At 68.4% G+C, this 16,880-nt stretch carries 19 protein-coding genes; 14 read left to right on the forward strand and 5 right to left on the reverse strand.

Going from position 1 to position 16,880, the window contains the following annotated elements; genetic code table 11:
• Nucleotides 1-2: 2 nt before the first annotated feature.
• From ABAZ39_RS37645 to ABAZ39_RS37845, 7 genes are all read left to right on the forward strand, one after another.
• Nucleotides 3-341 (forward strand): con-10 family general stress protein, encoded by a 339-nt coding sequence (locus tag ABAZ39_RS37645; RefSeq protein ID WP_038530663.1) that lies wholly within the window; start codon nucleotides 3-5, stop codon nucleotides 339-341.
• Nucleotides 342-803: 462 nt separating this feature from the next.
• Complete coding sequence (locus tag ABAZ39_RS03855; RefSeq protein ID WP_038526869.1) at nucleotides 804-1,523, forward strand: protein phosphatase CheZ; 720 nt, start codon at nucleotides 804-806, stop codon at nucleotides 1,521-1,523.
• A 4-nt stretch (nucleotides 1,524-1,527) separates the two neighbouring features.
• Nucleotides 1,528-2,214, forward strand: a complete 687-nt coding sequence (locus ABAZ39_RS03860; RefSeq protein WP_247881623.1) for a hypothetical protein — start codon at nucleotides 1,528-1,530, stop codon at nucleotides 2,212-2,214.
• On the forward strand, nucleotides 2,211-2,948 hold the full coding sequence (locus tag ABAZ39_RS03865) for a flagellar motor protein MotB (protein WP_035674985.1): 738 nt from the start codon (nucleotides 2,211-2,213) through the stop codon (nucleotides 2,946-2,948). Before ABAZ39_RS03860 ends, ABAZ39_RS03865 begins: the two co-directional genes overlap by 4 nt.
• A gap of 5 nt (nucleotides 2,949-2,953) precedes the next feature.
• Nucleotides 2,954-6,370, forward strand: a complete 3,417-nt coding sequence (locus ABAZ39_RS03870; RefSeq protein ID WP_038526873.1) for a membrane protein — start codon at nucleotides 2,954-2,956, stop codon at nucleotides 6,368-6,370.
• Between the two features lie 79 nt (nucleotides 6,371-6,449).
• Nucleotides 6,450-6,596: a hypothetical protein gene (locus ABAZ39_RS36040; RefSeq protein ID WP_160174796.1), complete on the forward strand. Its 147-nt coding sequence runs from the start codon at nucleotides 6,450-6,452 to the stop codon at nucleotides 6,594-6,596.
• Nucleotides 6,587-6,634, forward strand: coding sequence for a hypothetical protein (locus ABAZ39_RS37845; protein ID WP_490246407.1), 48 nt, complete (start codon nucleotides 6,587-6,589; stop codon nucleotides 6,632-6,634). The genes ABAZ39_RS36040 and ABAZ39_RS37845 overlap by 10 nt, the downstream gene beginning before the upstream one ends.
• An 84-nt stretch (nucleotides 6,635-6,718) precedes the next feature.
• Here ABAZ39_RS37845 and ABAZ39_RS03875 read toward each other — a convergent pair whose 3' ends face one another.
• The 5 genes from ABAZ39_RS03875 to ABAZ39_RS03895 form a co-directional block, all read right to left on the reverse strand.
• Nucleotides 6,719-8,617 carry a potassium transporter Kup gene (locus ABAZ39_RS03875; protein WP_038526876.1) on the reverse strand — a complete coding sequence of 633 codons (1,899 nt, stop codon included), beginning with the start codon at nucleotides 8,615-8,617 and terminating at the stop codon, nucleotides 6,719-6,721.
• Between the two features lie 203 nt (nucleotides 8,618-8,820).
• Nucleotides 8,821-9,594 carry a flagellar type III secretion system pore protein FliP gene (gene fliP / locus ABAZ39_RS03880; protein WP_051657786.1) on the reverse strand — a complete coding sequence of 258 codons (774 nt, stop codon included), beginning with the start codon at nucleotides 9,592-9,594 and terminating at the stop codon, nucleotides 8,821-8,823.
• Complete coding sequence (locus tag ABAZ39_RS03885) at nucleotides 9,591-9,911, reverse strand: FliO/MopB family protein (RefSeq protein ID WP_038526879.1); 321 nt, start codon at nucleotides 9,909-9,911, stop codon at nucleotides 9,591-9,593. Before ABAZ39_RS03885 ends, fliP begins: the two co-directional genes overlap by 4 nt.
• Before the next feature lie 8 nt (nucleotides 9,912-9,919).
• Nucleotides 9,920-10,297, reverse strand: a complete 378-nt coding sequence (locus tag ABAZ39_RS03890; RefSeq protein ID WP_038526881.1) for a hypothetical protein — start codon at nucleotides 10,295-10,297, stop codon at nucleotides 9,920-9,922.
• Complete coding sequence (locus ABAZ39_RS03895) at nucleotides 10,294-10,620, reverse strand: EscU/YscU/HrcU family type III secretion system export apparatus switch protein (RefSeq protein ID WP_038526884.1); 327 nt, start codon at nucleotides 10,618-10,620, stop codon at nucleotides 10,294-10,296. The genes ABAZ39_RS03890 and ABAZ39_RS03895 overlap by 4 nt, the downstream gene beginning before the upstream one ends.
• Nucleotides 10,621-10,845: 225 nt before the next feature.
• On the opposite strand from ABAZ39_RS03895, the gene flgB reads away from it, so the two are divergent.
• From flgB to ABAZ39_RS03930, 7 genes are read left to right on the forward strand one after another with little or no spacing between them, the layout of a single operon-like run.
• Nucleotides 10,846-11,250 (forward strand): flagellar basal body rod protein FlgB, encoded by a 405-nt coding sequence (gene flgB / locus ABAZ39_RS03900; protein WP_038526887.1) that lies wholly within the window; start codon nucleotides 10,846-10,848, stop codon nucleotides 11,248-11,250.
• Between the two features lie 57 nt (nucleotides 11,251-11,307).
• Nucleotides 11,308-11,718, forward strand: a complete 411-nt coding sequence (gene flgC / locus ABAZ39_RS03905; RefSeq protein WP_035674975.1) for a flagellar basal body rod protein FlgC — start codon at nucleotides 11,308-11,310, stop codon at nucleotides 11,716-11,718.
• A gap of 35 nt (nucleotides 11,719-11,753) precedes the next feature.
• On the forward strand, nucleotides 11,754-12,053 hold the full coding sequence (fliE, locus tag ABAZ39_RS03910) for a flagellar hook-basal body complex protein FliE (RefSeq protein WP_014240969.1): 300 nt from the start codon (nucleotides 11,754-11,756) through the stop codon (nucleotides 12,051-12,053).
• Between the two features lie 46 nt (nucleotides 12,054-12,099).
• Nucleotides 12,100-12,420 (forward strand): flagellar biosynthetic protein FliQ, encoded by a 321-nt coding sequence (locus ABAZ39_RS03915; protein WP_035674973.1) that lies wholly within the window; start codon nucleotides 12,100-12,102, stop codon nucleotides 12,418-12,420.
• Nucleotides 12,417-13,187: a flagellar biosynthetic protein FliR gene (gene fliR, locus ABAZ39_RS03920; protein WP_038526891.1), complete on the forward strand. Its 771-nt coding sequence runs from the start codon at nucleotides 12,417-12,419 to the stop codon at nucleotides 13,185-13,187. Before ABAZ39_RS03915 ends, fliR begins: the two co-directional genes overlap by 4 nt.
• Before the next feature lie 15 nt (nucleotides 13,188-13,202).
• Nucleotides 13,203-14,279, forward strand: a complete 1,077-nt coding sequence (gene flhB / locus ABAZ39_RS03925; RefSeq protein ID WP_038526893.1) for a flagellar biosynthesis protein FlhB — start codon at nucleotides 13,203-13,205, stop codon at nucleotides 14,277-14,279.
• Nucleotides 14,280-14,329: 50 nt separating this feature from the next.
• Nucleotides 14,330-16,855: a hybrid sensor histidine kinase/response regulator gene (locus ABAZ39_RS03930; protein ID WP_038526896.1), complete on the forward strand. Its 2,526-nt coding sequence runs from the start codon at nucleotides 14,330-14,332 to the stop codon at nucleotides 16,853-16,855.
• The last annotated feature ends 25 nt before the right edge of the window (nucleotides 16,856-16,880 follow it).

A 16,880-nucleotide genomic window follows, 5' to 3' on the forward strand; every position in this document is an offset into this window, starting at 1 on the left:
AGATGAACGACCAGAACCAGGGCCGTAGCTCGGGCGGTCAGCATTCCGGCGGCAACTTCAAGAACGATCCGGAACGTGCGGCGGAAGCCGGCCACAAGGGCGGCCAGGTTTCCGGCGGCAACTTCAAGAACGATCCGGAGCGCGCCTCCGAAGCCGGCCACAAGGGTGGTCAGGTTTCCGGCGGCAACTTCAAGAACGACCCGGAGCGTGCGTCGGAAGCCGGCCACAAGGGTGGTCAGGCGTCGGGCGGCAACTTCAAGAACGATCCGGAGCGCGCATCGGAAGCGGGCCGCAAGGGCGGCGAACACAGCCATGGTGGCGGGCGGAGCAGCGGGAGCTGACCGTCGGGACTGTTTTACCGTAACTGTTTGGCCCCTGACTGTTTCATTGGCGCACCAGCCTGACGGAACAGTCGCACGGTGCAACGGTGAAGAAGGGCCGCCCTCAAGGCGGCCCTTTGTCCGTTTGCGGACTCCGATTGAAACAAATTGCCGCAGCTTTCTTTGAAGTTCGACAGTGGCGAGCGTTGGTCGAAGGCACGCGGGCGCAGAAGAACGCTTCCACTTTCTTTCCGAAAGCGCGATTCTATCCCGTCTTTGCGTTGCGACGTTTCAGGCGCTTAACGGCGTGTTAACCGAGCGAAATTAGGGTTGGAAAGGCTGACGAGGCTCCGAGTCGGCGGCGGCCGTGCGAGGACGCGAGGTAGGGTCGAACCCGCTTCCGGCGTCTGCGTCCGGGCCGGCCGACGCACCCGATCGCACGCAGGCCGGACAAGACCACGGAACGCTCACATCGGAACGCACATGGCCCCGCCCGTTTCCTCCTCGCTCGCCGACCAGAAGCTTCTGCGCCAGCAGCTCGACGCCGCCCATGCCGAAGCGGCCCAGCCGCTGAGCCGCGAGGAGGTGACGGACATCGTCCGCTCCATCCTCGGCAGCATGGACGGCGACATCTCCGCCACCGACCTGCGCCTCTACAAGGAAGTGGTGGACCTCGCCCGCTTCATCGAGAGCGCCAAGCAGGAGCTGGCGGCGCTCCAGCCCGCGGAAATCCGCGACCAGCACATTCCCAACGCCACCGATGAGCTGGACGCCGTCGTCGGCGCCACGGAGCAGGCCACCTTCGCCATCTTCGACGCCTGCGACGTCATCACCGGCATCTCCGGCCAGATCGATCCGGGGAACTCCGCGAAGCTGACCGAGCAGGTGACCAAGATCTTCGAGGCCTGCAACTTCCAGGACATCACCGGCCAGCGCATCTCCAAGGTGGTGCGCACGCTCAAGCACATCGAATCGAAGGTGGATATGATCGTCGCGGCCTTCGGCGACGAGGTGCGGCAGAACCACACCCGCCCCGCCGCCGCCGCAGTTGCCGCGGCGGAGGTCCACACCGATCCGTTGCCAAACTTCGCCACCGACCGCCCGGCGGACGACCCGGAGGCCGGGCTGCTGCACGGGCCGCAGATGACCAGCGCCGCCATGGACCAGGACGAGATCGACCGCCTGCTGGCGAGCTTCGATTAATCCCATGGCTGCGCCCGGCCACAGGAAGCCGGACCTGTCGGGCAGCCGGCCGAACCCGAACAACGGAAGCATCGTGCTTCTGCTGTCGCTGTTCCTGCTGCTGCTCGTCTTCTTCATCGTGCTGAACGCCCAGTCCGTGCAGACCGCCCAGCGGGTGCGCACGGTCCTGGTGTCGCTGGAGCGCAGCTTCCCCGCCTTCTACATCGACCCCCGCCTGCGCGAGCCGGCCGACCCGCTGGCCTCGCGCGCCGGCACCGTCTTCGCCGTGCAGCGGCTGGACGGTCTGGGCAATCTGTTCGCCACTGCCGTCGCCGTGGCGAAGGTGGACAGCGTGACGCCGGGCCGCCTGCTGGAGGTGCGCCTGCCCGCCGACGAGCTGTTCCTGCCCGGCACGGCCGACCTGCGCCCGGACCGCATCGGCCTGATCGACCGGGTGGCTGACGCGCTGTTGCAGAACCGGCCCGGCGAGCGGATCGAGCTGGACGCGCTTCTGTCCATCGGTGCCGCGGGCGGCCCCAGCCAGCCGCCCGGCCCGGTCGTGCGGGCGGGTGCGCTGGCCCGGCTGTTGATCGCCGACGGGGCGCCGTCGGACGCGGTGACGGTGGGCATCGAGCGCGGTGCGCCGGGCGCCGTCCGCCTGCTGTTCAGCTTGCGCGCCATGGACGATGCGCCAGGGGGAGGGCGCCGATGATCCGCCTCCCCAAACTGCCCAAGGCCGAGGACAAGAGCGGCGGCCACAACCGGACGATCTGGCTGATCAGCTTCACCGACCTGATGTCGCTGCTGCTCGCCTTCTTCGTGCTGATGTATTCGATGAGCGAGCCGGAGGCGCAGCGCTGGACCGGGCTGGTCAAGTCGCTGTCGTCTGCCCGCTCGACCGCGGTGACGCCCTCCGCGACGCCGCCCGAGCCGAAGGCCGCCTTCAACGCCGCCACGGTGGAGTCATATTCGGCGATCAATCTGGATTATCTCAGCGCCCTGCTTCGTACCCAGACCGCGGCCAACGAGGATCTGGCGGCAGTGGAGGTGCGGCGGGAGGACGACCGCGTGGTGATCGGCCTGCCGGCCCATGTGATGTTCGACCCGACCGGCGGCAGCTTCACCGACCAGGGGCGGCGCGTGCTGTATCTGCTGGGCGCGGCGGTGGGCCGGATCGGCAACCGGATCGAGGTGGTCGGCCACGCCGAGCGGGAGGACCAGTCCGCGGGGCTGGCCTGGGAACGCGCCCTGACGCGCGCGGTTGCCGTTGCGGCGCTGTTGCGCGAGACGGGCTACAAGCGCGACCTCGTGGCGCGCAGCCTGATGAGCGAAGCGCCCGGCATCGATCCGGTGCCCGGCGGGGCGCGGGTCGATGTGGTGGTGCGTGAGGAGACGGCGGGGCCGCCGGTGTCCGGGGCGGCCACCGATGCGGAGCCGGAGGAGTGAAACGGATGGGGCGGGGCAGGGCATACCGGCGCTGGCTGAGCGGCTTCGTGGCCGCCACGGCTCTGCTCGCTGCCATCCCAGCTGCCTGGGCCGTCGACGTTCCGGTGCGCGCCGCCACCCACAAGACCTTCGGGCGCATGGTTTTCGACTGGCCGCGCCAGACCGGCTACAGCGCGTCGGTGGAGGGCAACACGCTGGTCGTCCGCTTCGACGAGCCGATCAACGCCGCTCTGGATCGCACCGTGGCGGCTTTGCCCGGCTATCTGTCCGGCGTGAGGATCGGCGGCGACGGCAAGACGGTGACCTTCGACCTGAAGCGGCCGGTGACGCTGAAGAGCTTCCGCAACGGCAACGCCGTGGCGCTTGACCTCACTCCCGCCGCGGAGGCGCCGGTCCAGAACCAGACGCCGGCCCAGGCCCCCGCTCCAGCGGCCAAGGCCGAGACACCGGCCGCACCCGCTCCGGCGCGCTCCGCGGGACGGGTGACGGTCAGCGCGGCCGACACGCCGGAACAAAGCCGCCTGTCCTTCACCTGGCCGGAGGGCGCCAATTACACGCTGCGCCGCGACGGTGCATCGGCCACGCTGCTGTTCGACCGCAACGGCACCGCCGATCTGGCGCCGGTGGCCAAGGCGACGCTGCGCAACATCCAGAACGTCGAGCAGTTCCGGCAGGCCAACGGCGCGCTGGCCTTCACCTTCGCCGTGCCGCAGGACGCCGAGATCAAGGACAGCAAGTCGGGCCGGTCCGTGGTGATCGACGTGCAGAATCCGGGCACGCGCGCCGGTCTGCCGACGAGCGACGCCGCGAATGCGGCCCCGCCCGGCGCCACCACGACCACCGTCCGCCCGCCCTCGGCCGAAGCCGCAGCGCCATTGCCTGCGGTTACACCCCCGGCTCCTGCCAGACCGGCGGCCGCGCCTCCTCCGCCGAAGGAGGTCGCGGCGGCCCCCGCGCCCGCGAAGCCCGAAGCTGCCAAAAATGACCCCGCCAAACCCGATCCGGCGAAGGCCGAGCCGCAGGGGCCGACGCTGGTCTTTGACGCGGGTGGCCCGGCGTCCATCGCCGTCTACCCGCGCGCCGGGCATCTCTACATCGTGTTCGACAAGCCCCTGCCCATCGGTGCCGGCAAGGCCATCGGTGCCGGCGCCGGGACGGTCGGGGCGATCGAGCCGGTGCCGGCCACCGGGGGCAGTGCCTTCCGCACCCGGATCGGGCCGCTGGTCTGGCCGAAGATCGAACGGCAGGGGACGAGCTGGAAGATCACGCCGACCAGCCGCCTGACCGGTACGCCGCCCTTCGAGCTGAAGATCGACCCGGAACCGGATTTCCTGCTGGGCGCCCGTCTGCTGGTGCGCGCCGCGGACGCGGCGACCGTGGTGACGCTGTCCGACCCCGACGTCGGCGACCGTCTCCAGGTCGTCCCGCTGCCGGTTCCCGGCAACGCCATTCCCGAATCGCACCGTTACGCCGATCTGGAACTGCTGCCCAGCTACCAGGGCGTCGTCGTGCGGCCCATCGCCGACGCCATCACCGTGCGCCCGGTCAAGGAGGGGGTGGAGGTGACGGCGGCGGGGGGGCTGCATCTGTCGCCCATGGCCGACGCCGGGAGCCGCCCGGCCACGGCGCAGACGGCGTCGCTTCCGCCGACGCCGTCCCCCGGCGGCGCCTCCAACACGCTGACGCCGCCCACCGACCCGAAGCCGGTGCCCTCCGGACGCCGCCTGTTCGACCTGCCGGCCTGGAAGAAGGGCGACCTCGACCATTACACCGAGGCGCGGCAGAACCTTCAGCTCAACATCGTCAACGCGCCGGATTCCGAACGCCCCCGCGCCCAACTCGACCTTGCCCGCTTCTATCTGGCGAACGGCTTCGGGCAGGAGGCCATCGGCATGATGGATGTGCTGCAGGAGGCCCAGCCCGACCTGGAAGGCTGGCCGGAATTCCGCGCCCTGCGCGGGGCCGCGCGTTTCCTGGCCGGAAACACCGACGCCGCCGCGGAGGATTTCGCCCATCCGAACCTCGCCAACAACGGCGAGGCCGCGCTGTGGCGCGCCGCCATCGCGGCGGACCGCAACGACTGGCCGGCGGCCCAGGCCGGCTTCAAGGCGGCGGCGCCGATCCTGAATTCCTACCCCGACCCGATCCTGACCAAGCTGGCGACCCGCGCCGCCGAGGCCGCGCTGAAGACCGGCGACGCGCCCTTCGCCAAGCGGCTGCTCGACCGCATTGTCGAGCGCGGCGGCACGGACGCCGAGGAGCGGCCTGACGTCCAGTATCTCCGCGGCCTCTACTATGCCCAGACCAACGAGCCGGAGCGGGCGCTGGAGCAGCTGACCGCCTCCTACAACAGCCTCGATCGCTACTACCGGGCCAAGGCCGGGCTGGCGCTGGTCAACCTGCAACTGGCGGAAGGCCACATGTCGCCGCCCGCCGCGGCGGAGCGGCTGGCCGGGCTGACCTTCACGTGGCGCGGCGACGAGCTGGAGATGCAGATCCGCCAGCGCATGGGCGAGGTGCTGATCGCCGCCGGCCAGTACGCCGACGGCTTCAACGCCATGAAGGAGACCGCCGCGCTGGTCGCCGACACGCCACGGGCGGAGGAGATCACCCGCGAGATGTCGCGCATCTTCGCCGACCTCTACAAGGACGGGGCGCAGAAGCTGCCGACCATTGAGGCGCTCCAGCTCTACGACCAGTTCCGCGAGCTGACCCCGGTGGGCGAGGCGGGCGACGAGGTGATCCGGCAGCTCGCCGAACGTCTGATCTCGGTGGACCTGCTGAACCGCGCCGCCGACCTGTTGCAGCATCAGGTGGAATACCGCCTGTCCGGCGAGGACAAGGCGCGCGTCGGCACGCGGCTCGCCTCCGTCCGCCTGCTCGACAACAAGCCGGAAGACGCGTTGCGCGCGCTGGAGCTGTCCAACGTGCCGAACCTGCCGGCGGACCTGATTGGCGAGCGCCGCCTGATGCAGGCCAAGGCGCTGGCCGAGCTGGGCCGCGGCGACGAGGCGCTGCTGCTGCTCTCCGAGGACGACAGCAAGCCGGCCAACTCGCTGCGGGTGGACATCGCATGGCGCGCCCAGAAATGGGAGGCTGCGGCCTTTGCGCTGAACAAGCTGATCGGCGCGCCGCCGCCGCCGACCCAGCCGATCAACCCGGCGACCTCGCAACTCGTCCTGAACCGGGCGGTGGCGCTGGCCTTGGCGGGCGACGGCACGAACCTGAACTTGCTGCGCAAGGAGTTCGGTTCGGCGATGACCAACGGTCCCGACGCCGACGCCTTCCGCGTGCTGACCCGGCCGGAGCAGGCGCTGGGCCTGATCGACGTCAACACCGTCCGCTCCCGCGTCGCCGAGGTGGACGTGTTCCAGAAGTTCCTGAAGAACTACCGCGGCAAGCAGAGCGCGGCGATCAACTAGGTCCTTCTCTGGATTCGACCGGGGCGGGAAGTTGTGGTAGGTTTTGCGTCGGAATGCATGCTTTCGAGGGGATTCGGTGATGGATCGCGAATCGGAAATCCTGTCGAAGCTCGATCAGCTCATCGATATGCAGCATGCGACGCAGGGCGACATCCGTGAACTGAAGGGGCAGATGTCCATCATGCTGATGTGGCTGCAGTCCATGGATCAACTTTTTTGGCGCTGATGGCGCCGGTCAATCCACCGCGCAAGCCGGCAGCCTGACCTTGCTCTCTCGCGAAAAAGCCCCTCTCCATCGGAAAGGGGCTTTTTGATTGGCGCGGCGGCAAAGCGTCGGAGCGAGGCCCTTCAGAGCTGAACCTGGGTGCCCAGCTCGACCACGCGGTTCGGCGGGATCTTGAAGAAGTCGGTGGCGCTGACCGCGGTGCGCGACATCACGACGAACAGCTTTTCCCGCCATTGGGCCATCTGCGGGTTGATGCGGGGGATCAGCGTCTCGCGGCCGAGGAAGAAAGAGGTCGTCATCACGTCGAACTCCAGCCCGAACGCCTTGCACAGCCGCAGCGCCTTGGGGATGTTCGGTTCCTGCGAGAAGCCGTAGCGCACCGTCAGGCGGTAGAAGCCGTCGGCCAGCCCTTCCAGGACGACGCGCTCCTTGGCGGGAACGCGGGGCACGTCCTCGACCATCACGGTCAGGAAGACGATGCGCTCGTGCATCACCTGATTGTGCTTCAGGTTGTGCAGCAGGGCGATCGGCACCGTGTCGGCGCTTGAGGTCAGGAAGATCGCCGTGCCCTTCACCCGCTGGATGTCGGAGGACTTGGCGTGCCGTTTGACGAAGCCGTCCAGTGGCAGGGAATCCTCAGCCAGCCGGCGGTTCAGGACGGCGCGGCCGCGGCGCCACGTCGACATCAGCCCCAGAGTCACCGCGGCGATGACCAGCGGCACCCAGCCGCCGTGCGGGATCTTCACCGCGTTGGCGAGGAACAGCGCCAGATCGACGCTGAGGAACAGCGCGCCCAGCGCCAGACAGGCCGGAAGGCTCCAGTTCCAGCGGCGGTGCGCCACAACCAGCGCCAGGATGGTGGTGATGACCATGTCGCCGGTCACCGCGATGCCGTAGGCGGTCGCCAGCCGGCTGGAGGACTCGAACCACAGGACCAGCCCGATGACCGCGACCAGCAGGCCCCAGTTGGCGCGCGGGATGTAGATCTGCCCGCCTTCCTCCTGCGAGGTGTGGCGGATGTCCAGCCGCGGGCACAGGCCGAGCTGCACCGCCTGCCGGGTCAGCGAGAAGACGCCGGAGATCACCGCTTGGCTGGCGATCACCGCCGCGCAGGTCGACAGCAGGATCATCGGGTAGAGGCCCCACTCCGGCACCAGCAGGTAGAAGGGGCTGCGCACCGCCGCCGGATCGCTCAGCAGCAGGGCGCACTGGCCGAGATAGTTCAGCAGCAGCGCGGGCAGCACCACGGCCAGCCACGCCACCTTGATGGGGCGGCGGCCGAAATGGCCCATGTCGGCGTAGAGCGCTTCGCCCCCGGTGACCGCCAGAACGACGGCGCCAAGCACCAGGAAGCCGATCCAGCCGTTCGAGGCGAAGAAATGAACGGCATGCCGGGGGTCGAGCGCGGCCAGAACCTGCGGCTCCTTGACCAGCTCGATCAGGCCGAGCAGGCCCAGCGTGGCGAACCACGCGACCATGATCGGGCCGAACAGCCGGCCGACCTTCTCGGTGCCGCGGCTCTGGATTCCGAACAGGGCGATCAGGATGCCCACGGTCACCGGCACGACGACCCGCTCCAGCGCCGGCTGCGCCACCTCCAGCCCCTCCACCGCGGAGAGGACGGAGATGGCCGGGGTGATCATGCCGTCGCCGTAGAACAGGGCGGCGCCGAACAGGCCCATCGCCATCAGGCCGGACAGCCGCCCGGTGGAATCGGGCCGGCTGTTGGTCGCCAGGGCCAGCAGGGCCAGGATGCCCCCCTCGCCCTTGTTGTCGGCGCGCATGACGAACAGCACGTATTTCACCGTGACCACGAGCACCAGCGCCCAGAAGACCATGGACATGATGCCCAGGATGTTCTGCGGCGTGAGGGCGAGCCCATGCTCCGGCGAAAAGCATTCGCGCAGGGTGTAGAGCGGGCTGGTGCCGATGTCGCCGTAAACGACGCCAAGCGCACCGAGGGTGAGCGCGGCCAGCCTGCCCTTGTCGGGTGCCGCGGCTTTCAGGGTCGTGTCTGACATGTGGGACGTGGAGGGGGTCCGTTGGGAGGCCGAGCGGGGGACGAAGAAGCCACAAGCTGCGGGTACGGCGGCGGTCGGTGCGCTCGCGCGGGCCGATCCTCTTACGCTCTTCCCGGATCCAATACTAGCGCAAGCCGATGCGCCCGTCCGCAGGCGGTTTCACCTGCGACGATCTGGGCCATCGGCAATCCAAATTCCCACCTCTACAGCGTGCCGAAGCTGCGGGCCAGCGACCCGGCGATCAGGTACCAGCCGTCCACCAGCACGAAGAAGATGATCTTGAACGGAATCGCCACCATGGTCGGCGGCAGCATCATCATGCCCATCGACATCAGGATCGACGACACCACCATGTCGATGATCAGGAAGGGCAGGAACAGCAGGAAGCCGATTTCGAAGGCCCGCTTGATCTCCGAGATCATGAAGGCGGGGACCAGGACGTGCAACGGGGTCTGCTCGGCCTCCGTCACGTTCTCGATGCGCGCCATGTCCATGAACAGGCGCAGGTCCTTCTCGCTGGTGTGCTTCAGCATGAACTCGCGCAGCGGGGCGACCGTGCGGCGGAACGCCTCCGTCTCGTCGATGTCCTGGTTGATCAGGGGCTGGATGCCCTGGTTGTAGGACCGCTCGAACACCGGCGCCATGACGAAGAAGGTCAGGAAGACCGCCAGCGACATCAGCACCGTGTTTGGCGGCACCTGCTGGATGCCCAGCGCCGAGCGCAGGAAGGACAGCACGATCACGATGCGTGTGAAGGCCGTCATCATGATGAGGATCGACGGCGCCAGCGACAGCACCGTGATCAGCGCGACCATCTGGACGATGCGCCCGGTGGTCGATCCCCCGGCGTCGCCCAGGTCGAAGGTCATGCTTTGCGCCAGCGCCGGCCCGGCGGCCAGCGCCCCGGCCACCCCGATCGCCAGCGCCAGCAGGCCGGCGAACGCCAGCCGCTTGGTCGTGCCCCTGCCGGTGGTCATGACCGTTCCCCGGCGGACGGCGGGACGGCGGCCTCGGCCAGCGCGCCCTGGAAGCCGCCGCGCGGCGTCTGGTCGACCACCTGGTCGCCGAAGGCGCTCAGCAGCAGAAGATGCTCGCGGTCGTCTCGGCGGACCAGCACCAGCCGGCGCTTGCCGTCGAGCGGCAGCACCTCGACGACGCCCAGCCGGCGCTGGCGCCCCGACGTCGCGGTCATGCCGCCGAAGCCGATGCGGCGCATCACCCAGGCCACCAGCACGATCAGCGCGATGACGAAGGCGAGGGCGAGAACGAATTGGATGTACTGGTCGAGGCCCATGGATCAGGTCAGCTCTGTCGGGACGGCGTGGCCGGCGGGTCGGACGGAAGGTCGCCGGGCGCGGCGGAGGCGCCGCGGCCATAGGCGGCGCTGGCGCGCTGGCGTGCGGTGTGGGGGTCGTGGCGTCCCTCGGCGGCGGCGGCCAGCGTCTCCCTCTGGCGGGTCAGCGCGGCCGCGACGGCATCCAGGGTCGGCAGCAGACGTTCCAGGGCGGCGGCCAGTTCGGCGTCGCCGCGGGCGGACTGCGCCTCGGCGCACAGGGTGGCGACACGGGTGTCGAGCCCGGTCAGGTCGGCGGCCAGTCCGGCCTCCATCTGGGCGCGGGTTTCCTCCAGCGCGGCGGTCAGCGCCTGGATGTCGCGGCGGAGCGTCGCGGTGCCGGTCACGGCGCCTCTCCGGCGGCCGGTTCCGCGGACGGCGGCAGCGTGCCGTTGGCGCGGTAGACGTAGGCGAGGATCTCGGCCACGGCGGCGATGGCCTCGATGGGAATTTCCGAGTCGATGTCCACCGCCGACAGGATCTGCACGAGGTCGGCGTCCTCGCGCACCTTCACGCCGTTGGCGAAGGCCAGCTCCAGGATCTGTTCGGCCACATGCCCCTTGCCGGTGGCGACGACGCGGGGCAGGGACTGGTCACCCAGCTCATACTTCAGCGCGACCGCGACGGGCCGGTTGGGGAGAGGGCGGTGGTTGGGAGTCGGCTCGGACAAGGGGCTCCTGCCGGATGGCCTGTGTCGATGGGCGTATCCTGGCGGAACATGCTTAACGAAGCATGAAGCTCAAGCGTGGCAGGAAAGGGCGGAGCGATGCCGCGGGCGGGATTCATCTTTGATTAACTGAAACGGCGGAAGATCGGAATGCTGTGATGCATCCCGCCCGCCCTGGTGCGCGCCTTCGCGCGTCCGGGCGGCAGGCCCTCAGACCGGAACCCGGCGATGAATCTCGAAAACCTCGGCCTCTTCAAGCTGATGTCGCGCAAGATGGGCTGGCTGACCGAACGCCAGAACGTGATCGCGGCGAACATCGCGAACGCCGACACGCCGGATTACAAGGGCCGGGACCTGAAGCCCTTCACCTTCCGCGACGCCCTGTCCGACAGCCGGCGCCTCCAGCCCGCCGCGACCAACGCCTCGCACCTCCAGGGGACGCGCGGCACCGGCGGACTGAACCAGGAACAGCGCCAGCGCAACCCCTACGAGACGGCGCCGGACGGCAACAACGTGGCCCTGGAAGAGCAGATGCTGAAGCAGGGCCAGACCGGCATGGACTACCAGACGATCACGAACCTCTACAAGAAGCAGGTCAACCTGATCCGCTCCTCCATCCGCAGCGGCGGTTGAGGAACGGCGGCGTTCAGGCGGGGTTCGGGGCGCCAAGCTCGGAGAAGGGGGCGGAACATGGATCTCTACACGTCGATGGCGGTGTCCGCGTCCGGCATGAAGGCGCAGGGCACCCGTCTGAAGACCATTGCGGAAAATCTGGCCAACGCCAACACCACGGCGGAAACGCCGGGCGATCTGCCCTATCGGCGCAAGGTCGTGATGTTCCAGAACGCCCTGGACCGCCAGATGGGGGTCGATCTCGTCCGCGTCGCCAAGATCGACGTGGACAAGAAGGACTTCGAGCGGCGCTACGACCCTTCGCACCCCTCCGCGGACGCCGACGGCTACGTGCTGCTGCCCAACGTCAATTCGGTGGTCGAGGCGATGGACATGCGCGAGGCGCAGCGCTCCTACGAGGCCAACCTGTCGGCGGTGGACAGTGCCCGCCAGATGCTGATGCGCACCATCGACATCCTCCGCACCTGACGCGGCGACGCTTTTAAAGGAAGGACATCCGTCCCATGGTCAACCCGATCAACGCCGCCGCGGCCTACGCGAACACCGCCGCCTCCACGACCGGGCCGGGCATGGCCCCGCGCAACGGCGTCAGCTTCGGCGACGTGCTGGAGCAGACCGCCAAGGAGGTCATCGGCGATCTCAAGCAGGGCGAGACGATGACCGCCAAGGCCGCCGTCGGGCAGGCCGACCTGACCGACGTGGTCCAGGCCGTCACCAACGCCGAGGTGACGCTGCAGACCGTCACCGCCGTGCGCGACAAGGTGCTGTCGGCCTATCAGGAAATCCTGCGCATGCCGATCTGACGGCGGCTTGCGGAGTCCTGAAAAGAAGCGCCCCGAGCGAAGCATCATGAGCGAAACCGACGTCATCGAGATCTGCCGCACCTCCATCGTCACGCTGGTGTTCGTGGTGGCGCCGGTGCTGGTCGCCATGATGGTGGTCGGCACGGTCATCTCGGTGTTTCAGGCGGTCACCCAGATCAGCGAGCAGACCTTGGCCATGGTGCCGAAGGTGCTGCTGGTCTTCGGCCTGTCGATTCTGCTGATGCCCTTCATGCTGGGCGAGTTGCGCTCCTTCTTCGAGCATGAGGTCGCCGACCGCATCGTCGCCATCGGCACCGGCGTGAACACGGTCCCCAACGCCGGAAACCTGCCCGGCGGCGGCGGATGAACCTGCTTCAGCAGTTTCTGGGCGACCAGATCTTCGTCTGGTTGCTGGTCTTTGCGCGCGTCGGGACGGCCTTCAGCATCATGCCGACCATCGGCGACGCCTTCGTCTCCGCCCGCACGCGCCTTCTCTTTTCCGTCGCGGTCAGCGTTCTGGTGGCGCCGGTGCTGGGCGACCGCATGCCGCCGATGCCCGACAACATCTTCCGCCTGTTCGTCCTGATCGCCGGAGAGGTGACCGTCGGCATCTTCATGGGCACCGTCGCGCGCCTGCTGATGGGTGCCCTGGAGGTGGCCGGAACGATCATCGCGCTGCAGTCCGGCCTGTCGAACGCCCAGATGTTCAACCCGGCCATGGCGTCGCAGGGATCGCTGCCCGGCGCCCTGCTGGGGTGGCTGGGCCTGCTGCTGATCTTCATCACCAACCTGCACCATCTGCTGATCATGGCGGTGGTGGACAGCTATTCGACCTTCGCGCCGGGGGCGGCGATCCCCATCGACGACATGGCGAACGTGGTCGGGCAGCTGGTCGGCAAGTCCTTCGTGCTGGGCGTTCAGATGGCGGCGCCGTTCCTGATCTCGGGCATGCTGTTCGCGTTGGCGCTGGGTCTGCTGAACAAGCTGGCGCCGCAGATCCAAGTGTTCTTCCTGTTCACCTCGCTCCAGGTCGCGCTCGGGCTGTTCATGTTCGCTCTGACGCTGGCGGCGATGATGACGTTCTGGCTGACCCATTTCGAGGCCGCCTTCGTCGATTTCCTGAGACCGGGCTGAGCGGGGAGAGATCCGGTGTCCGAAGACGCGGATGAATCATCCAAAACAGAAGAGCCGACGCAAAAGAAGCTCGACGAGGCCCACAAGCAGGGCCAGTTCGCGATGACCCAGGAAATCGGCAACTGGCTGATGATCGCCGCGGCCCTGGTGATCCTGGTGACGATCCTGCCCGGAACGCTGAAGGGCATGGTGCCCCGCCTGAACTTCTTCTTCGAGAACCTGGACCAGATCCCCATGGACCAGGGCGGAGTCGGCGCGGTGCTGATGCGGGTGATGAAGGACATCCTGTGGGCGCTGTGGCTGCCCATCCTGTTCCTGCTGTTCGCCGGGGTGATCGGCACCATCGGGCAGAAGGGCTTCAACGTCTCCTGGGAGCTGATCGCGCCGAAATTCAGCAAACTGAATCCGATCTCCGGCGTCGCCAACCTGTTCAGCGCCCAGAAGGGCGTCGATCTGCTGAAGAGCTTGGCCAAGGTTGCGGTGGTCGGCGTCGTCGCCTACATCGCGCTCCAGCCGATGATGCTCACCATCGGGCATTTCATCGGCATCGACATGATGATGCTGCTCCGCGAGATGGACGGACTGACCTTCCGGCTGCTGGCCGGTGTTCTGGCCATCCTGACCCTGATCGCCGGGGCCGACCTGTTCTGGCAGCGCCACAGCTTCGACAAGAAGATGCGCATGACCAAGCAGGAGGTGAAGGACGAGCACAAGCAGGCCGAAGGCGACCCCCATGTGAAGGGCCGCATCCGCCAGTTGCGGTTCGAGCGGGCGCGCAAGCGCATGATGGCGGCGGTGCCCGGCGCCGACGTGGTGGTGACCAACCCGACCCACTTTGCCGTCGCGCTGAAATACGACTCCTCCACCATGGGTGCCCCGATGGTGGTGGCGAAGGGCGCCGACGCCGTCGCCTTCAAGATCCGCGAGATCGCCGAGGAGAACGGCGTGCCGGTGATGGAGAATCCGCCCCTCGCCCGTGCGCTCTATGCCGCATGCGATATCGACGAGGAGGTTCCGTCCGAGCACTATCGCGCGGTGGCGGAAGTCATTACCTATGTCTTCAAGCTGAAAGGACGCGCGGTGCGGAACTGAGGACCGTTCCCGGACCTTTCCTTGCGGCGAACGGCTGACCTGGAGTTCCGGTGGACGACACGACCTCTTCCTTTGCCGACAGCGCTCCCGCCGGACGGCGCACCGATGGTGTCGCGGGGGTGGGGGAGCGGCCCGGCGGCGCCGTCGCCACCGGCGTTCTGGCGGTCCTTCTTCTGGCCGGGCTGGTCGCGGCGGGGGCCGGGGTGGTTCTGGACCGCGATCCTGTGGCTTGGGCCGGCCTGACCACTGCGGGGGTGGGGGCGCTGGCGCTGGCGCTCCGCATGGTCCGCGCGCGGCGGAGGGTGGCCCGCGTCGGCTCCCTGCTGGGCAGCGCTCTGGAAGGGCTTCCCTCCGGCCAGCTCGTCTGCGACGGCGCCGGGCATGTGGTCTTCGTCAACAGCACCTTCCGCTCCCTGACCGGCTGGAGCGAGGGGGAGCCGCCGCTGCGCGCCCTGGAGCGCCAGTTCGCCGACGATCCGGACAGCGCCGACGCCTTCCGCCGCCTGTGCGAGCGGGTGAAGGGCGGCTATTCCGGCTCCATCGAGCTGGCGGTCCGCCAGCAGGGGCGCGCCGCCGAATGGCGCCGCATCCAGGGCCAGCCCATCGACGGGCACGCCGGGGCGGTGATGTGGCGCGTCGAGGACATCACCGCGCGGCGCGAGCTGGAGCAGGTGACCCGGCGCGAGCAGACCCAGCTCGTTGATTTCATGGACCACGCGCCGATCGGCTTCTTCTCGGTGGACCAGGACGGGCACTTCCAGTTCGTCAACGCGACCCTGGCGAAGTGGCTGGGCTGCGCGCCGGAGGATCTGGTCGAGGGCGGGCGCCGCCTTCACGATGTGCTGGCCCATCCGCCCGCCGTGTCCGCTCCCTACGACCTCCTGGAGGGCGGCGGGCTGGAGCAGCGCGGCGAGATCGCCATGGACGGGCTCCAGGGCCGCCGCTTCCAGGCCTATGTCGCGCAGAGCGTGGTGAGGGGCGAGGACGGGCGGATTTCGCACACCCGCTCCGTCGTGCGCGACCTGACGCCGGAGCGCGAGTGGCAGGAGGCCCTGCGCCTGTCCGAGCAGCGCTTCCAGCGCTTCTTTGAGGACGCGCCCATCGGCATCGCCCTGGTGGATGAGGTTGGGCGGCTGGCCGAGTGCAACCAGGCCTTCCTGGCACTGATCGGCAGCGAGGCCGGCAACGTCCTCGGGCGGGGCATGGCCGACCTGATCGTCCCGGCGGAGCGCGCCATGGTGACCGAGCGGCTGACTGCCGTGCAGGGTGGCGCCGACCCCGCGGCCCCGCTGGAGGTGAGGTTGACCGGCGGGCGCGAGCTGGTGGCCCAGCTCTACGCGCGGCGGCTCGGCGGGGTGGGGCCGGAAGGGGCGGCGGGGCTGATCCTGCATTTCATCGACATGACCGAGCGCAAGGGGCTGGAGGCCCAGTTCGCCCAGTCGCAGAAGATGCAGGCGGTCGGCCAGCTGGCCGGCGGCGTCGCCCATGACTTCAACAACCTGCTGACCGCGATGATCGGCTTCTGCGATCTGCTGCTGCTGCGGCACAAGCCGGGCGACCAGTCCTTCAGCGACATCATGCAGATCAAGCAGAACGCCAACCGCGCGGCCAATCTCGTGCGCCAGCTTCTGGCCTTTTCGCGCCAGCAGACGCTGCAGCCGCGCATTCTCAGCGTGACCGACGTCCTGGCCGAGCTTGGCAATCTGATGCGCCGGCTGATCGGCGAGAACATCGAACTGAAGATGCTCCACGGCCGGGACATCGGCTATGTGAAGGTCGACCAGAACCAGCTGGAGCAGGTCATCATCAACCTCGTGGTCAATGCGCGCGACGCCATGGCCGGGGGCGGACGGCTGACCATCGTCACCTCCAACCATGTGGTCGAGCAGGCGCAGCGCCGCGAGCACGAGACGATTCCGTCCGGCGAGTATGTGTCCATCGAGGTGATCGACACCGGCTGCGGCATCCCCAAGGAGAATCTCCAGCGCATCTTCGAGCCCTTCTTCACGACCAAGGGCGTGGGGTCGGGCACCGGGCTGGGGCTGTCCACCGTCTATGGCATCGTCCGCCAGACCGGCGGCTTCGTGCTGGTCGAGTCGGAGAAGGGGGAGGGGACGACCTTCACCATCCTGTTGCCCCGCCACAAGGGCGAGGCCCGCCCCGACCAGGGCGAGCCGCGCGAGCGGCGCGGCAGCGACCTGACCGGCTCCGGCACCATCATGCTGGTCGAGGACGAGGACGCCGTGCGCGTCTTCTCCGCCCGTGCGTTGCGCAACAAGGGCTATCAGGTGCTGGAGGCCAAGAACGGCGAGGCGGCGCTGCAGCAGATCAACACGGACGGCAACCGCATCGATCTGCTGATCACCGACGTGGTGATGCCGCAGATGGACGGCCCGACCCTGGCCCGCCATGTCCGGCAGATGCGGCCTGACATGCGGGTGATCTTCATCTCCGGCTACGCCGAGGACCGTCTGGGCGAGATCGACGGGGTCGAGGTCGCCCATTTCCTGCCCAAGCCCTTCTCCCTGAAGCAGTTGGCCTCCAAGGTGAAGGAGGTCATCCGGGACGGGAAGTGACGCGGTGGGCAGAATAGGGCGGGGC

Source organism: Azospirillum argentinense, from assembly GCF_000632475.1.
Classification (GTDB): Bacteria; Pseudomonadota; Alphaproteobacteria; order Azospirillales; family Azospirillaceae; genus Azospirillum; species Azospirillum baldaniorum.

Excerpts from the sequence above, each read along its gene's own strand:
- ABAZ39_RS37645 (WP_038530663.1), top strand. The coding sequence starts at position 3 with ATGAACGACCAGAACCAGGGCCGTAGCTCGGGCGGTCAGCATTCCGGC.
- ABAZ39_RS03855 (WP_038526869.1), top strand. The coding sequence starts at position 804 with ATGGCCCCGCCCGTTTCCTCCTCGCTCGCCGACCAGAAGCTTCTGCGC.
- ABAZ39_RS03860 (WP_247881623.1), top strand. The coding sequence starts at position 1,528 with ATGGCTGCGCCCGGCCACAGGAAGCCGGACCTGTCGGGCAGCCGGCCG.
- ABAZ39_RS03865 (WP_035674985.1), top strand. The coding sequence starts at position 2,211 with ATGATCCGCCTCCCCAAACTGCCCAAGGCCGAGGACAAGAGCGGCGGC.
- ABAZ39_RS03870 (WP_038526873.1), top strand. The coding sequence starts at position 2,954 with ATGGGGCGGGGCAGGGCATACCGGCGCTGGCTGAGCGGCTTCGTGGCC.
- ABAZ39_RS36040 (WP_160174796.1), top strand. The coding sequence starts at position 6,450 with ATGGATCGCGAATCGGAAATCCTGTCGAAGCTCGATCAGCTCATCGAT.
- ABAZ39_RS03875 (WP_038526876.1), bottom strand. The coding sequence starts at position 8,617 with ATGTCAGACACGACCCTGAAAGCCGCGGCACCCGACAAGGGCAGGCTG.
- fliP (WP_051657786.1), bottom strand. The coding sequence starts at position 9,594 with ATGACCACCGGCAGGGGCACGACCAAGCGGCTGGCGTTCGCCGGCCTG.
- ABAZ39_RS03885 (WP_038526879.1), bottom strand. The coding sequence starts at position 9,911 with ATGGGCCTCGACCAGTACATCCAATTCGTTCTCGCCCTCGCCTTCGTC.
- flgB (WP_038526887.1), top strand. The coding sequence starts at position 10,846 with ATGAATCTCGAAAACCTCGGCCTCTTCAAGCTGATGTCGCGCAAGATG.
- flgC (WP_035674975.1), top strand. The coding sequence starts at position 11,308 with ATGGATCTCTACACGTCGATGGCGGTGTCCGCGTCCGGCATGAAGGCG.
- fliE (WP_014240969.1), top strand. The coding sequence starts at position 11,754 with ATGGTCAACCCGATCAACGCCGCCGCGGCCTACGCGAACACCGCCGCC.
- ABAZ39_RS03915 (WP_035674973.1), top strand. The coding sequence starts at position 12,100 with ATGAGCGAAACCGACGTCATCGAGATCTGCCGCACCTCCATCGTCACG.
- fliR (WP_038526891.1), top strand. The coding sequence starts at position 12,417 with ATGAACCTGCTTCAGCAGTTTCTGGGCGACCAGATCTTCGTCTGGTTG.